General features: G+C 65.2%; 15 protein-coding genes. 9 read left to right on the forward strand and 6 right to left on the reverse strand.

Going from position 1 to position 14501, the window contains the following annotated elements:
- Positions 1-7: 7 nt before the first annotated feature.
- The 5 genes from AB4Z42_RS10195 to AB4Z42_RS10215 form a co-directional block, all read right to left on the reverse strand.
- Positions 8-154: a hypothetical protein gene (locus tag AB4Z42_RS10195; protein ID WP_442009045.1), complete on the reverse strand. Its 147-nt coding sequence runs from the start codon at positions 152-154 to the stop codon at positions 8-10.
- Positions 155-256: 102 nt separating this feature from the next.
- A complete protein-coding gene (locus AB4Z42_RS10200) occupies positions 257-1081 on the reverse strand; it encodes an ATP-binding cassette domain-containing protein (RefSeq protein WP_442009046.1) in 825 nt (274 codons plus the stop codon).
- A gap of 3 nt (positions 1082-1084) precedes the next feature.
- Positions 1085-2143 carry an ABC transporter permease gene (locus AB4Z42_RS10205; RefSeq protein ID WP_442009047.1) on the reverse strand — a complete coding sequence of 353 codons (1059 nt, stop codon included), beginning with the start codon at positions 2141-2143 and terminating at the stop codon, positions 1085-1087.
- Positions 2143-3129 carry a substrate-binding domain-containing protein gene (locus tag AB4Z42_RS10210; protein WP_442009048.1) on the reverse strand — a complete coding sequence of 329 codons (987 nt, stop codon included), beginning with the start codon at positions 3127-3129 and terminating at the stop codon, positions 2143-2145. The genes AB4Z42_RS10205 and AB4Z42_RS10210 overlap by 1 nt, the downstream gene beginning before the upstream one ends.
- 129 nt (positions 3130-3258) lie before the next feature.
- Positions 3259-4257, reverse strand: a complete 999-nt coding sequence (locus AB4Z42_RS10215) for a LacI family DNA-binding transcriptional regulator (RefSeq protein WP_442009049.1) — start codon at positions 4255-4257, stop codon at positions 3259-3261.
- A 95-nt stretch (positions 4258-4352) separates the two neighbouring features.
- On the opposite strand from AB4Z42_RS10215, the gene AB4Z42_RS10220 reads away from it, so the two are divergent.
- Together AB4Z42_RS10220 and AB4Z42_RS10225 are read left to right on the forward strand one after the other, a co-directional pair.
- Entirely contained in the window at positions 4353-5324 is a 972-nt protein-coding gene (locus tag AB4Z42_RS10220; protein ID WP_442009050.1) for a Gfo/Idh/MocA family oxidoreductase, read from the forward strand.
- Positions 5321-6094: a TIM barrel protein gene (locus AB4Z42_RS10225; RefSeq protein WP_442009051.1), complete on the forward strand. Its 774-nt coding sequence runs from the start codon at positions 5321-5323 to the stop codon at positions 6092-6094. Before AB4Z42_RS10220 ends, AB4Z42_RS10225 begins: the two co-directional genes overlap by 4 nt.
- A gap of 13 nt (positions 6095-6107) precedes the next feature.
- On the opposite strand, the gene AB4Z42_RS10230 is transcribed toward AB4Z42_RS10225, so the two are convergent.
- Entirely contained in the window at positions 6108-6833 is a 726-nt protein-coding gene (locus AB4Z42_RS10230; protein WP_442009052.1) for a GntR family transcriptional regulator, read from the reverse strand.
- Between the two features lie 160 nt (positions 6834-6993).
- On the opposite strand from AB4Z42_RS10230, the gene iolC reads away from it, so the two are divergent.
- From iolC to AB4Z42_RS10265, 7 genes are read left to right on the forward strand one after another with little or no spacing between them, the layout of a single operon-like run.
- Positions 6994-7965: a 5-dehydro-2-deoxygluconokinase gene (gene iolC / locus AB4Z42_RS10235; RefSeq protein WP_442009053.1), complete on the forward strand. Its 972-nt coding sequence runs from the start codon at positions 6994-6996 to the stop codon at positions 7963-7965.
- Entirely contained in the window at positions 7958-8839 is an 882-nt protein-coding gene (locus AB4Z42_RS10240; protein WP_442009054.1) for a Cgl0159 family (beta/alpha)8-fold protein, read from the forward strand. The genes iolC and AB4Z42_RS10240 overlap by 8 nt, the downstream gene beginning before the upstream one ends.
- Positions 8840-8841: 2 nt before the next feature.
- Positions 8842-9708 (forward strand): 5-deoxy-glucuronate isomerase, encoded by an 867-nt coding sequence (gene iolB, locus AB4Z42_RS10245; RefSeq protein WP_442009555.1) that lies wholly within the window; start codon positions 8842-8844, stop codon positions 9706-9708.
- 2 nt (positions 9709-9710) lie between these two features.
- Positions 9711-11660 carry a 3D-(3,5/4)-trihydroxycyclohexane-1,2-dione acylhydrolase (decyclizing) gene (gene iolD / locus AB4Z42_RS10250; protein ID WP_442009055.1) on the forward strand — a complete coding sequence of 650 codons (1950 nt, stop codon included), beginning with the start codon at positions 9711-9713 and terminating at the stop codon, positions 11658-11660.
- Positions 11661-11674: 14 nt separating this feature from the next.
- Positions 11675-12580, forward strand: coding sequence for a sugar phosphate isomerase/epimerase family protein (locus AB4Z42_RS10255; RefSeq protein WP_442009056.1), 906 nt, complete (start codon positions 11675-11677; stop codon positions 12578-12580).
- Positions 12581-12591: 11 nt separating this feature from the next.
- Positions 12592-13623: a Gfo/Idh/MocA family protein gene (locus AB4Z42_RS10260; protein WP_442009057.1), complete on the forward strand. Its 1032-nt coding sequence runs from the start codon at positions 12592-12594 to the stop codon at positions 13621-13623.
- A 1-nt stretch (position 13624) separates the two neighbouring features.
- Positions 13625-14500, forward strand: coding sequence for a sugar phosphate isomerase/epimerase family protein (locus AB4Z42_RS10265; RefSeq protein WP_442009058.1), 876 nt, complete (start codon positions 13625-13627; stop codon positions 14498-14500).
- The last annotated feature ends 1 nt before the right edge of the window (position 14501 follow it).

A 14501-nucleotide genomic window follows, 5' to 3' on the forward strand; every position in this document is an offset into this window, starting at 1 on the left:
ACGCCCCCTAGGCGTGTTCGTCGCTCGCGGGCTCGGTGCGCCGCTCGTGCCACCGAAACCGCAGCATCAGCAGGCCTCGGTGCGCGCGCCACCCCGCTGACAGCGGGTCACGCCAGACGGGCGCGTGGCGGTTCGGTTCGGGCTCGGTATGCACGATTCCATTGTGCCGCTTCTGCGCAATGACGGCTTCCTGGCACACTGCAGCCGAGGTGAACGGCTGTAGAACGTTAGTTGCCCGGAATCTGCCCGTTATGAGCTAGGTGCCCTTACCGCGCAATTCGTGCGAAAGCGCCTCGAGCTCGTCGCCACCTGCCATCTCCTGGGTCAGGTGCTCCAACGTGATGTCGTCATACGTGCAGTCCAGCTTCTGTCTACCGCGGTTCAGCAGCACGAAATGATCGCCGACCATGTGCGCATGGTGCGGATTATGCGTGATGAACACCACACCGAAACCGGCCTCTTTCGCGGCGGTGATGTACTTCAACACCACACCTGACTGTTTGACGCCCAATGCGGCCGTCGGCTCGTCGAGGATCAGCACCCGGGCACCGAAGAACACCGCCCGCGCGATCGCCACACACTGGCGCTGTCCGCCCGACAGCGAACCGATCGCCACGTCGACGTCGGGCAGTTCGATACCCATTTTCGCCAGTTCGGACAATGTCGTGGCCCGCATCGCGTTGGAGTCCAACGAGAACGGAAAGGACTTCTTCCTGATCTCCTGGCCGAGGAAGAAGTTGCGCCACACCGGCATCAGCGGGACGACGGCCAGATTCTGATAGACCGTCGCGATGCCCTTGGACAGTGCATCTTTGGGCGAGGCGAGCCGGGCCGGGGCACCATCGACGAGTAGTTCGCCCTCGCTGGGCGGGTGATAGCCGGCGATGATCTTGATCAGCGTCGACTTACCCGCGCCGTTGTCACCGAGAATGCCCGTGACCTCACCGGCGTGGACACGCAGCGAGATGTCCTTCAGCGCAGTGATGTTGCCGTACATCTTGCCGATGCTCTTCAGCTCGACCAGCGGCACCTTGCCTCCGGACGGGGCCTCTTCGACGGGTTGATCAACAGTTGCGGTCATGGGTCACCTCTTCGCGGCGTAGTTGCGGAATGCGTTATTGGCGATGACCGCGAACAGCAGCATCACGCCCATGAAGAACTTGAACCAGTCCGGCTCCCAGCCCGCATAGACGATGCCCTGCTGCACCATGCCGAAGATGAACGCGCCGATTGCGGCCCCGATTGCTGTGCCGTATCCGCCTGTGAGCAGGCACCCGCCGATGACGGCGGCGATGATGTAGATGAACTCCTGGCCCACACCCTGACCGGACTGAACGGTGTTATACGAGAACAGAAGATGCATGCCGGAGAACCACGCGGCGAATCCGACGAACATGAAGAGCCCGATCTTCACCGCGGTGACGGGCACACCGACCGCGCGCGCACTTTCCGCGTCTCCGCCGACGGCGAAGATCCAGTTGCCGATCCTGGTCTTGAACAACACATAGGTCGCGATCACGGTGAAGAGCAGCCACCACAGCACAGTGACGCGCACCCCGACACCGAAGATGGTTATCGTCGAGGCGAATACGGCACGGGCCGAATCCCAACCCTGCATATCGTTCACGCTGGGCGTGGCGACAGCCCCCGACACCCATTTGGTCACCGCGATGTTCGCCCCGGTCAACATCAGCAGCGTTCCGAGCGTGATCAGGAAGCTCGGGATCTTCGTCCTCATCACCATGTAGCCGTTGAAGAATCCGACGGCCAGCGACAGGATGAGCGCCAATCCCGCACCGGCCCATAGATTCAGATGAAAATTCCAGGCCAGCATGGACGCGGCGAGTGACCCTGTGGTGACCGCGACACCCGCCGACAGGTCGAATTCACCACCGATCATCAGCAGGGCGACCGCGCAGGCCATGATTCCGATGGTCGAGCTGCCGTACAGCACGGTGGCCAACGATTCGGCCGACCGGAACGGCGGTGCCATCACGAAGAAGAAGATGAAGATCACGACGGCACCGATCAGGGCGCCCATCTCAGGACGAATCAGCATCCGCTGTATGCGGTTTCGCTCCTTGACGCGTTCGTCGTGGACAACTTTGCGTTCGGCGAGGTTGACCTCGGTGCTGGTACTCATCAGCGGGTTCCACCCTTCGCATACTCGGCCACGGCGTCGACGTTCGACTTGTCGATGAACGCGGGGCCGGTCAACGTCTCCTTGCCGCCGCCGATCACGTTGCCGTTGTTCAGGTACAGCCACAACGAGTCGATCGACAAGTAACCCTGCAGGAACGGTTGCTGGTCGACGGCCCATTGCACGCTGCCGTCCTGGATCGCGCCGACGAGCGCGGCGTTGGTGTCGAAGGTGCCGATCTTGGCTTCGCTGCCCGCGTTCTTCGCCGATTGCACAGCGGTCAACGCGAACGGTGCGCCCAGCGTCACCACATAGTCGATGCTCGGGTCTTGCTGCAGCTTCGCGGTGATCGTCGATTCGACCGACGGCATGTCCTTGCCGTTGACGTTGAGGTTCTCGGTCGCGGGGAAGTTGCTCTTCACTCCGGCGCAGCGGGATTCGAGTCCTACGTGCCCCTGTTCCTGGATGACACACAGCGCCTTCTTCGCGCCGTCCTGCTTGAGCCGGTCCCCTGCGGCCTGGCCGGCGATGAACTCGTCCTGGCCGAAGAATTCCTTGACGCCCATCTCCTTCCAGGCGTCCCCCCCGGCGTTGAAAGCCACGACCGGAATTCCCTTGGCCTCAGCGGCCGCAACGGCCGCGCGCATGGCGTCGGGCTTGGCAAGTGTGAGCGCAATGCCGTCCACACCGCTGTCGATCGCGGTCTGCACGAGGTTGGCCTGGTTCGGCGCCTCAGGATCGTTCGAATATCGCAGCTCGATGTTGTCCTTCTGCGCCGCGGTCTCTGCCCCCTTGCGGATCAGGTCCCAGAATGAGTCACCCGGCACTTCGTGGGTGATCATCGCGATCGTCGCGCGCGGCGTGTCGACGGTGCCGCCGCCCATTCCGCCGCCGCTCTCCCGCGGCTTTCCGCCGGTCGACGAACAGGACGCGACTCCCAAGACGAGCACCGTCGCCCCGGTGACCGCCGCGATCCGACTGAACCTCATTGCATCTCCTTGCCGTCGAGTGCGACGCAGCACTCCTCCTGATCGATGTAATACGGCTCACAGCAGAAAGTCAATAGTTTGTCCTGACATTAGGACTGCAGGTCATACATTAGGCCTATTCGGTCGAGGTCAGGCCGGTGATGCGGTCGATCCGCGAATCACCAGCGTCGGCTCACAGGTGATGTCGACTGGCCCCCCGGCCACGGTTCCCTGGTTGGCATCGTCAAGCCTCGCCACCAACCGCCGCACCGCCCGATGCGCCAGGCCCGCGGAATCCTGGCGAATTGTCGTGAGGTCGATATGCGCCAGCCCGGCGAGTGGGCTGTCGTCGAAGCCGACGACTGAAACCTGCTGCGGGACAGCTACTCCCGATCTGATCAGCGTATCGATGAAGCCGACCGCACAGCGGTCGTTAAACGCAAAGACTGCGGTCGGCAAAGGTTTCGACTGGAGCATGGCGACCGCGGCCGCCGCACCCTCTCGCTCCGTCAGGCCGCCCTTGAGCGTCATCTCCGACAAACCGCTCGCGTGAAGGGTTTGGCGGTGACCGCGTCGCCGCTCTGCCGCGCCCGGCGCCCGGCCGCCGTCGAGGAACAGAATGCGCTGATGGCCAAGTCCGATGAGGTGTTCCATGCCCATAACCGCACCTGCGGCGTCGTCGCTGCGTACCGCATCCACTCCGCGCACTCGCCGGGCCACCACGACCAGCGGGGCCTTGACGGCCACCTCCGCCAGGTCGCCGGCAGGTAGATCGGACCCGATCATCACCAGACCTTCGCAGCGATCGTCGACCAGGGTCCGCAGCGCGCGTGCCTCGTCACGGTGCGGAGTCACCGCACTGAGGACGACGTCGTAGCCCAGTTCGTCCGCCGCGACATACACGCCGTCGACGAGTTCGGCGTGGAACTCAGCGCCCGCGGTGAACGTCACGCCGAGAAGCTTCGATCGGTGCTGGCGCAGTCTGCGTGCGTGCGGGTCGGGCCGATAGCCGATCTCGTCGGCCGCACGGCGCACTCGCTCTCGGGTCTGCTCGCTGGCACCGGGCGCGTCCCGCATGACGATGGACACCAGCGCGCGCGAGACACCGGCGCGTTCGGCCACATCGGCGAGCGTCGGTCGGGGCTGCACGGGATGAACTTTAGATCGTTCTAGTGAATTCGTTGACGAGAATCAGCCAAATCGCTACCGTCTACTAGAACGTTCTAGTCACGATCGGAGTCACCATGTCCTATCCCCTGTCCTTCGGGCTCATCGGCGCAGGCTGGATCGGCAGGTATCACGCCGAGACCCTGGCCAGCCGGTTGCCGAATGCCCGGCTCGTCGCGGTCGCCGACCCGGTTCCCGGTGCGGCTGAGCGCTTTTCAGGGGTGCGGCCGTACCTCGATCCGCTGGAGCTAATCGCCGATCCGGCTGTCGAAGCAGTCGCGATCTGCTCGCCGGCCGCTTCTCACACCGATCTCGTCGTCGCCGCGGCCCACGCAGGCAAACACGTGTTCTGCGAGAAGCCGATGGCCCTCACACTCGACGATGCTGACCGCGCCATAAACGCGGCCCGGTCCACCGGCGTCGCGCTGCAGGTCGGGTTCAACCGGCGATTCGCCGCCGAGTTCGCCGACATGCACGCCCGAATCGTCGACGGTGCGATCGGCAGGCCACAGGTGTTGCGGTCGCTGACCCGCGACCCCGGTATCGCGGCCGACGTCGCGGCGCGCGTGAAACCGTGGACGATCTTCAACGAGACGCTGATTCACGATTTCGACACGTTGTGCTGGCTCAATCCGGGCGCGCGCGTCACTCAGGTCTTCGCTCAGGCCGACGCTCTGGTGCACCCACAATTTGCGGACAACGGCTTCCTGGACACATCGGTCGTCCAGATCAGGTTCGACAACGGTGCTTTCGCCGTCGCGGAGGCGAGCTTCCAGGCGGTCTACGGCTACGACATCCGCGGCGAGGTCTTCGGATCCGATGGGGTGCTGCTGGCAGGCAATTCGCCCGAGGATGCCGGCCGAGTGAACACCGAATTGTTCGCCGACGCCTACGTCGCACAGTTCGCCCATTTCGTCGACTGCGTAGCGACAGGCAGCGAACCTTCGGTGAGCGGTGCGGACGCACGCGTGGCGCTCGAGGTCGCGCTGGCGGCACGTGAATCCGTGGAGACGGGACAACCGGTCGTCCTCAACTCGGTGATGTCATGAGCACCTTCGAACTGGCCGTGTCCTCGGAGATGGTCTTCACCGAGCTGCCGATCATCGAGCGGGTGCGCCGCATCCACGACATGGGCTTCGCCGTCGAGATCTGGAGCTGGCACGACAAGGATCTGGCCGCGCTCGCGGCCACCGGTGCGACGTTCACGTCGATGACGGGGTACTTGCACGGCGACTTGGTCGACCCGGCTACCTGCGACGAGGTGGTCCGCACCGCGGAGCTGTCCATCAAAGCCGCTGAGATACTGGGGGTTTCGCGACTCAATCTGCATACCGCCGAGCTCGTCGACGGCAATGCCGCACGGCCGCGGCAACGGGCGACGGGACAGATGTGGCTGACCGCACTGCGCACCCTGGAGCGCATCGGCGACCTCGGCGCCGATGCCGGGGTGCAGTTCTGCGTCGAGAATCTCAACACGATCGTCGACCATCCCGGTGTCCCGCTGGCGCGTGCGAAAGACACGCTGGCGCTCGTCGAGGGTGTGGCTCATCCCAACGTGAAGATGATGCTCGACCTGTATCACGCTCAGATCGGCGAGGGGAATCTGATCGAACTGGTCCGTCGCTGCGGCGAGGCGATCGGCGAAATCCAGGTCGCGGACGTACCCGGACGATGTGAGCCAGGGACCGGCGAGATCAACTATTCCGCCGTCGCAACGGCGCTGCGCGACATTGGCTTCACCGGCACGGTCGGCTTGGAGGGTTGGGCGTCCGGAGACAGTGAAGCCGCCCTCGAAGCCTTCCGGGCGGCGTTCAGTTGATCCGAGCTGGAGACTAGCGGTCCACCAGGGTGGTGTCGAAGTAGTAGCGCGATGCGCGGTAGCAGTGGGTGCCGAACTCGACCGCACTTCCCGAATCGTCGAAGGCAGTGCGGGTCATGGTCAGCAGCGGCGCGCCCGCCTTTTCATCGAGCAGCCGGGCTTCCTGCCGCGTTGCCCCTCGCGCGCCGATTCGCTGGCGCGCCAGTCGGATGTGCACGCCGCGCGCCCGCAGCGACTGATACAGGCCGACCGACTCGAGCTCCCCGGCGTCCGGAGCGATCTCCACGGGCAGATGGTTGATCATCACCGCGAGCGGTTCGCCGTTGGCGCAGCGCAACCGCTGGATGGAGACCACGTCGCGATCCTCGGCGATGCTGAGTTCGCGGGCCACCTCCTCGTCGGGTCGACCGACGCGGTAATCGAGCAGCTGGGTGGTGGGCTCCTGGCCGGCGCGGGCGAGATCGTCGAAAAGGCTTGTCAGCTCGACGCGCCGGTGCACCGGATGCTGCACGACCTGCGTGCCGACGCCCCGCTTGCGAACCAGCATTCCCTTGTCGACAAGCTCCTGTATCGCACGTCTCGTCGTCGGCCGCGAAAGAGTCAACCGCTTTGCCAAAGCCAGCTCGTTCTCAAAGCGATCTCCCGGCGCGAGTTCGCCATTGCGAATCGCGGCCTCGATCGCCTGGGCGAGCTGATAGTAGAGAGGAACAGGGCTTGACCTGTCGAGCTCCACCGTCATGGGCACGTCGTCTCCGATCTCCTCATGGACCAGACAAAGAGTAGCTGAATCCTAACACCCTATGATCGAAAGATAGAATGTCAGGACAAACTATTGACATGGTCGAGTGGCGCGAGGCACAGTCTTAGTCAGCCGTCCCCTACTCGCGGAGAGCCGACTCTTGACGACCAAACAGCCACATGACGTACTCGCCATCGGGCGCTGCGGCGTCGACGTGTACCCCCTGCAGGTCGGGGTCGGACTCGAGGATGTCGAGACGTTCGGCAAGTTCCTCGGCGGCAGCGCCGCCAACGTCGCGGTCGCCGCAGCGCGGCTGGGCAACAGCTCCGCCCTCATTTCCGGTGTGGGCGCCGACCCGTTCGGGCGCTACGTCCGCGCCGAACTCGCGCGGCTGGGTGTGGACAACGGCTACGTCGTGATCAACGACGAGTACCCGACTCCCGTCACCTTCTGCGAGATCTTTCCGCCCGACGACTTTCCGCTGTACTTCTACCGTCGACCCCACGCACCCGACCTACAGATCACCGCGGATGATATCGACGCCGACGCCGTGCGTTCGGCGAGACTGTACTGGTCCACCGTCACCGGCCTATCCGAAGAGCCAAGCCGCAGCGCACATTTCGCCGCATGGGAAGCACGGAGCAGGGCACCGCTGACCGTCCTCGACCTCGACTACCGTCCGATGTTCTGGGACTCCCCCGCCGCAGCCACCGAACAGGTACAACGCGCGCTTGCGCACGTCACCGTCGCGGTGGGCAACCGCGAGGAGTGTGAGATCGCCGTCGGAGAGTCCAACCCGCGCAAGGCAGCCGAGGCGCTGTTGGACCTCGGGGTCGAGCTGGCGATCGTGAAGCAGGGACCGCGCGGTGTCCTCGGCAAGACCAAGCACAGCTCCGTGACCGTTTCTCCCAATGAGGTCGACGTTGTGAACGGACTCGGCGCCGGAGATGCGTTCGGCGGCAGCCTGTGCCACGGCCTTCTCCATGGCTGGTCGCTGGAGAAGACGCTGCGTTACGCCAACGCCGCAGGCGCCATCGTCGCGTCCCGGCTTGAATGCTCGACCGCGATGCCGACCGCCGCAGAGGTGGCCGAGCTCGCCGAACGGACCGCTGTGGAGGCCGTCAATGTCTGAGGCACTCTGCACCGACTACGCGGCCGTCACCGAGCTGCGCGCCAACGATCCCGGTGCCATCACCCGCGCCTGGCAGGACCGCGTGACGCGGCCGACCATCCGGGGCAACGGCCGACTGATGGTCGTCGCCGCCGACCATCCGGCACGAGGCGCCCTCGCAGTCGGGTCGCGTCCGACCGCGATGAACAGCCGGACCGACCTGCTCGACCGGTTGCGTGCTGCCCTCGCCGATCCGGGCGTCGACGGCGTGCTGGCCACCTCGGATATTCTCGACGACCTGGTGGTGCTCGGCGCACTCGAAGACAAGGTCGTGTTCTCGTCGTTCAACCGCGGCGGGCTGGCGGGCGCTTCGTTCGAACTCGACGACCGGATGACGGCTGCTACGGCGGCGTCCACGGCCGCGGCGAGGATGAACGGCGGAAAGATGTTGTGCCGCATCGACCTCGGCGACGACGGAACAGTCGCGACCATGGCGGCATGCGCGCAGGCGGTGGACGAACTGGCCGCCTACGGTCTCATCGCGATGCTCGAACCGTTCATGTCCAGCCGCGTCGACGGCAAGGTCCGCAACGACTTGTCTCCCGATGCGGTCATCAAGTCGATTCACATCGCCCAGGGCATCGGCTCGACTTCGGCGTACACGTGGATGAAGCTGCCGGTGGTCCCCGAAATGGACCGCGTGATGGACTCCACCACGTTGCCAACGCTTCTCTTGGGCGGCGACCCGACGGATCCCGACGAGGCGTTCGCGAGTTGGGAGAAGGCGCTCGGGCTGCCGTCGGTGCGTGGGCTCATCGTCGGGCGCACGCTTCTCTATCCCCCGGATGACGACGTGGCCGCCGCCGTCGCCACCGCCGTATCGATGGTGAGGTGACGATGCACAGCAAGCTCTACATTCCCGCCCGCAGCGCCACGCTGCCGTACACCGTCGACATCACTCCGGAATCCGCCGGATGGACCGAATCCTCGCTGCAGGTAATCGAACTCGACAACAGTGGGCGAGTCGAACTCACCACGGCGGCCACCGAGGTGATGATTCTGCCGCTGGCAGGCGGCGGGACCGTCGAATGCGATGGTGTGACGTTCGAACTCGGGCCGCGGGCTTCGGTGTTCGACGGGCCGTCCGACATGGTCTACATCGGAATCGACCAGACGTACGTCCTCGCGGGCCAAGGCCGGTTTGCGATCTGCGGAGCGCGTGCGACGAACGCGTTTCCGAACCGCCGGGTCGCCGCCGCCGACGTCGCCGTCGAACTGCGCGGCACGGGCAACTGCAGCCGCCAGGTGCACAACTTCGGCACCGCAGGGGTTTTCGAGGCTGACTCACTGATCGCCTGCGAGGTCATCACCCCCGGTGGCAACTGGTCGAGCTATCCAGCGCACAAACACGACGAGACCACCCCGACCGAGACGGAGCTCGAAGAGATCTACTACTTCGAGATCAAGGGCGGCCCCGACGGCTCCCGCGGATTCGGATACCACCGGGTGTACGGAACGCCGGACCGACCGATCGAGGTGCTCGAGGAGGTGCGCACCGGCGACGTAGTGCTGGTGCCGCACGGGTATCACGGGCCGTCCGTCGCGGCACCGGGCTATCACATGTATTACCTCAACGTCATGGCCGGACCGGGCGCCGAGCGCGCATGGAAGATCGTCGACGACCCCGAGCACGCCTGGCTGCGCGGCACCTGGGACGACCAGGCCGTCGATCCCCGACTCCCCCTTCACAAGACAGGAGCCTGACCGTGGTTTCCACCGCACCGAAGCGGGCCGAGAAGACGCCCGACTCCGAGGGCACCGTCCGACTGACCGTGGCGCAGGCGACGATTCGCTTTCTGTCGAAGCAGTACGTCGAACGCGACGGCGAGCGCGCCAAGTTCTTCGCGGGCGCCTTCGGCATCTTCGGGCACGGCAACGTGGCCGGGCTCGGCCAGGCCCTCCTCCAGGACGAGGTCGAAGCGGCCGACGCAGGCACAGAGCCCGGACTCAAGTACGTCCTCGGCCGCAATGAGCAAGCCATGGTGCACAGCGCCGTTGCCTACGCACGGCAGAAGGATCGGCTGCAGACCTGGGCTGTCACCGCCAGTGTCGGGCCCGGCTCTACGAACATGCTCACCGGCGCGGCGCTCGCGACGATAAACCGGTTGCCCGTGCTGCTGCTTCCCGCCGATACCTTCGCCACCCGCGCGAGCTCTCCGGTGCTGCAGGAACTCGAGTTGCCGTCGTCGGGCGATGTGACGGTCAACGACGCGTTCAAACCGCTGTCGCGTTACTTCGATCGCGTGTGGCGGCCCGAACAGTTGCCCGCCGCACTGCTCGGTGCCATGCGGGTGCTGACCGATCCCGTCGAGACCGGCGCGGCGACGGTATCCATTCCGCAGGACGTGCAGGCCGAAGCGCACGACTGGCCGGAATCGCTTTTCGCAGAACGCACATGGCACATCGCGCGGCCGCTACCGGAGAAATCGGTCATCGCGCGGGCGGCCGAGGCCATCAGGTCGGCGCGCCAGCCCCTGATCGTCGCGGGCGGCGGTGTCGTCTACTCCGGCGCGACCGAGGCGCTGGCCGCATTCTGCGAGAAGACCGGCATCCCCGTCGGAATGAGTCAGGCCGGCAAGGGCGCCCTGTCATACGACCATCCGCAGTGCGTCGGCGCCATCGGATCGACCGGCACGACCGCCGCCAACGCGCTCGCTACCGAGGCGGACGTGGTGATCGGAATCGGCACGCGGTACAGCGATTTCACCTCAGCGTCGCGCACCGCGTTCAACAACCCGGACGTCAGGTTCGTCAACGTCAATGTGGCGTCGCTGGACTCGGTGAAGCAGGGCGGCATCAGCGTCGTCGCCGACGCCCGCGAGGCCGTCGAGGCACTGGACGCGGCGCTCGGCGACTATCGGGTTTCCGACGACTACCGCGCCCGCACCACGGCGCTCGCCACGGAGTGGGACGACACCGTCTCGGCCGCATACTCGGTCGAGGACGGAGCGGCGCTCAACCAGAACCAGGTCATCGGCCTGGCGAACACGCTGAGTGATCCCCGCGACGTCGTCGTCTGTGCCGCCGGCTCGATGCCCGGTGACCTGCACAAGCTCTGGCGGACAAGGGATCCCAAGGGCTATCACGTCGAGTACGGCTACTCCTGCATGGGCTATGAGGTCGCGGGTGGTCTCGGCGTCAGGATGGCTGATGAGAGCCGTGACGTGTTCGTCATGGTCGGTGATGGCTCCTACCTGATGATGGCCACCGAACTGGTCACCGCCGTGCAGGAGGGCATCAAGGTCATCGTCGTGCTCGTGCAGAACCACGGCTTCGCGTCCATCGGTTCACTGTCGGAGGCGCTGGGATCCCAACGGTTCGGCACGTCCTACCGGTACCGCAGCGATGACGGCCGTCTCGACGGCGCCAAGTTGCCGGTCGACCTCGCGGCCAACGCGGCAAGTCTGGGGGCCGACGTCGTCAAGGCCGCCACTTCGGCGGAGTTTGCCGACGCGGTGAAGGTCGCCAAGGCCAGCGACCGCACCACGGTGATCCACGTCGAGACTGATCCGCTGATCGGCGCCCCGGACAGCGAGTCCTGGTGGGACGTGCCGGTATCCGAGGTATCCGCGCTGGAATCCACCCAGTCCGCGTACCAGACCTACGCGGACTGGAAGAAGATCCAGCGTCCCCTCATTCGGCCCTCCGATTCCTGAAAGACGAACCTTCTATGAGCACCATTCTTGTCGGATCTGCCCCGGACTCCTGGGGAGTCTGGTTCCCCGATGATCCCGGTCAGACTCCCTACGCCCGCTTCCTCGACGAGGTCGCGGCGTCGGGCTACGAGTGGATCGAGCTCGGACCGTTCGGCTATCTGCCGACGGATCCGCAGAAGCTGTCCGACGAACTGGCCGCACGCAACCTCAAACTGTCGGCGGGCACGGTCTTCGAGCACCTGCACCAGGACGACTCCTGGGATGCCGTGTGGCAGCAGATCGAAGACGTCGCCAAGCTGACGGCAGCGGTAGGCGGCAAGCACGTCGTCGTCATTCCCGAGATGTGGCGCGATCCGTCGACCGGAGCAGTGCTCGAGGATCGCAACCTGACGAGCGCGCAATGGCGTGAGAAGACCGAGGGCATGAACGAGCTCGGCAAAGCGATGTTCGAGAAGTACGGCGTCCGTGCGCAATACCACCCGCACGCCGACAGCCATGTCGACACCGAGGAGAACGTCTACCGGTTCCTCGACGGCACCGACAGCGAGTTCGTCAACCTGTGCCTGGACACCGGCCACATCAGTTACTGCGGCGGCGACAACATCGCGATCATTCGACGCGCGCCGGAGCGGATCGGGTACCTGCACCTCAAGCAGGTCGATCCCGAGGTCCGCGCGAAGGTGGAGGCCGAGGATCTACCGTTCGGCGAGGCCGTCAAGCTCGGCGCGATGATCGAACCGCCGCTTGGCATTCCGGAGATGCCGCCGCTGTTGGCCGAGATCGAGCGTCTCGGCATCGATGTGTTCGCGATCGTCGAGCAGGACATGTATCCCTGCGAGGTCGACGCACCCCTGCCCATCGCTCAGCGCACGCGGTCCTATCTGGGCTCGTGCGGCGTCCCGTCCGTTCGATTCAGCTAGGAGAAAGTTACATGTCCGATTTGCGTGTGGCCGTTCTCGGCGTCGGTGTGATGGGCGCCGATCACGTTGCCCGCCTGAGCACCAGGATCTCGGGGGCCCGCGTCTCGATCGTCAACGACTACGTCACGGAGAAAGCCGAACAGATCGCGGCGGCCATTCCGGGCTGTCGCGCCATCGTCGACCCGCTCGACGCGATCGCTGACCCAGACGTCGATGCGGTCGTGCTCGCCACCCCGGGCCCGACGCACGAGAAGCAATTGCTGGCCTGCCTCGAGCACGGCAAGCCCGTGTTGTGCGAGAAGCCACTGACCACCGACGTCGCCACGTCGCTGGAGGTCGTCAAGCGCGAAGCCGAACTCGGCAAGCGGTTGATCCAGGTCGGCTTCATGCGCCGGTTCGACCACGAATACGCCCGGCTGAAGGCGCTTCTCGACGGGGGCGAACTGGGACGTCCCCTCGTGCTGCACTGCGCGCACCGTAATCCCGCTGTGCCGCCGACGTTCGACAGCGCCATGGTGGTTCGTGACTCGCTCGTGCACGAGGTCGACGTCACGCGCTTCCTGTTCGACGAGGAGATCACGTCGATCCAGATCGTCAAGCCCACGGCCAACCCAGGGGCGCCCGAAGGACTTTCCGATCCCCAGATCGCGATCATGCGCACGGCGTCGGGTAAGCACGTCGACGTCGAACTGTTCGTCACGACCGGGGTCGCCTACGAGGTGCGCACCGAAGTCGTCGCCGAAAAGGGCAGCGCCATGATCGGACTCGACGTCGGACTGGTGAGCAAGACCGCACCGGGCCAGTGGGGCGGCCAGATCACCCCCGGGTTCCGGGAACGCTTCGGGCAGGCCTACGACACCGAGTTCCAGCGGTGGGTGGACGCGGTGCGATTCGGGGGTACTACCGGGAATTACATAGACGGCCCTGGTGCCTGGGACGGTTATGCCGCCGCCGCGGTGTGCGAAGCCGGCGTCGTATCGCTCAACAGCGGTCTGCCCGTTGAGGTCCAGATTGTCGACCGCGCCTCGATCGACGGAGCCTGAGATGAAGATCGCCCTCGACCCGACACCGTTTCACCATGACTATGAGCTGCTCGAATTTCCCGCTCAGGTAGCCGAACTCGGCTACGAACATCTGCAGCTGACCCCGCACCGCGACTTCATCCCGTTCTTCAACCACCCACGGGCCGACGACGACCTCGTCGCGAAGTTCCGCAAGGCGTGCGCGGACGCGGGCGTCGGCATCGCTTCGGTGCTGCCGGTGCTGCGGTGGTCCGGGCCCGACGAGGATTCCCGTGAAGCCGCGGTACGCAACTGGAAGCGGGTCGTCCAGATCACCGTCGACCTCGGGGTCAACGTCATCAACACCGAGTTCTCCGGCCGTCCCGAACGTGCCGAGGAATCTGAGCGGGCGTTCTTCCGGTCGATGGAAGAACTCGTCCCGATCTTCGAACGCGAAGGTATCGACGTCCGAATCGACCCGCACCCGGACGATTTCGTCGAAGACGGCATGGAAGCGGTCCGGATCATCCGCGGTGTGAACTCCTCGAACATCGGCATGGTCTACGTCGCGTGCCACTCTTTCCACATGGGCGCGAACATGACCGAGATCATGCGCGCCGCCGGTGACCGCCTGCGGCTCGTCCACGTCGCCGACACCATGGACCATCACCGCAGTCACGGGCTGCGCTACATCACCAACCCGCCGGGCAACCCTGTCCGGGTGCACCAGCATCTGAAGATCGGCGACGGCGACATCGACTGGGACGAGTTCTTCGGCGGCCTGGCCGAAATCGGCTTCTACGACCGGCCCGACACCGTGATGGTGTCGTCGGTGTTCGCCGAAGACGAGACCGCACAAGAGGTCTCGCGTTACCAACTGAAGACCATGACCGAATACGTCGCGAAGTACGGGAAGTAGA

Source organism: Mycobacterium sp. 2YAF39 (genome assembly GCF_052114565.1).
Taxonomy (GTDB): Bacteria; Actinomycetota; Actinomycetes; order Mycobacteriales; family Mycobacteriaceae; genus Mycobacterium.

Excerpts from the sequence above, each read along its gene's own strand:
- AB4Z42_RS10200 (WP_442009046.1), bottom strand. The coding sequence starts at position 1,081 with ATGACCGCAACTGTTGATCAACCCGTCGAAGAGGCCCCGTCCGGAGGC.
- AB4Z42_RS10205 (WP_442009047.1), bottom strand. The coding sequence starts at position 2,143 with ATGAGTACCAGCACCGAGGTCAACCTCGCCGAACGCAAAGTTGTCCAC.
- AB4Z42_RS10210 (WP_442009048.1), bottom strand. The coding sequence starts at position 3,129 with ATGAGGTTCAGTCGGATCGCGGCGGTCACCGGGGCGACGGTGCTCGTC.
- AB4Z42_RS10220 (WP_442009050.1), top strand. The coding sequence starts at position 4,353 with ATGTCCTATCCCCTGTCCTTCGGGCTCATCGGCGCAGGCTGGATCGGC.
- AB4Z42_RS10225 (WP_442009051.1), top strand. The coding sequence starts at position 5,321 with ATGAGCACCTTCGAACTGGCCGTGTCCTCGGAGATGGTCTTCACCGAG.
- AB4Z42_RS10230 (WP_442009052.1), bottom strand. The coding sequence starts at position 6,833 with ATGACGGTGGAGCTCGACAGGTCAAGCCCTGTTCCTCTCTACTATCAG.
- AB4Z42_RS10240 (WP_442009054.1), top strand. The coding sequence starts at position 7,958 with ATGTCTGAGGCACTCTGCACCGACTACGCGGCCGTCACCGAGCTGCGC.
- iolB (WP_442009555.1), top strand. The coding sequence starts at position 8,842 with ATGCACAGCAAGCTCTACATTCCCGCCCGCAGCGCCACGCTGCCGTAC.
- AB4Z42_RS10255 (WP_442009056.1), top strand. The coding sequence starts at position 11,675 with ATGAGCACCATTCTTGTCGGATCTGCCCCGGACTCCTGGGGAGTCTGG.
- AB4Z42_RS10260 (WP_442009057.1), top strand. The coding sequence starts at position 12,592 with ATGTCCGATTTGCGTGTGGCCGTTCTCGGCGTCGGTGTGATGGGCGCC.
- AB4Z42_RS10265 (WP_442009058.1), top strand. The coding sequence starts at position 13,625 with ATGAAGATCGCCCTCGACCCGACACCGTTTCACCATGACTATGAGCTG.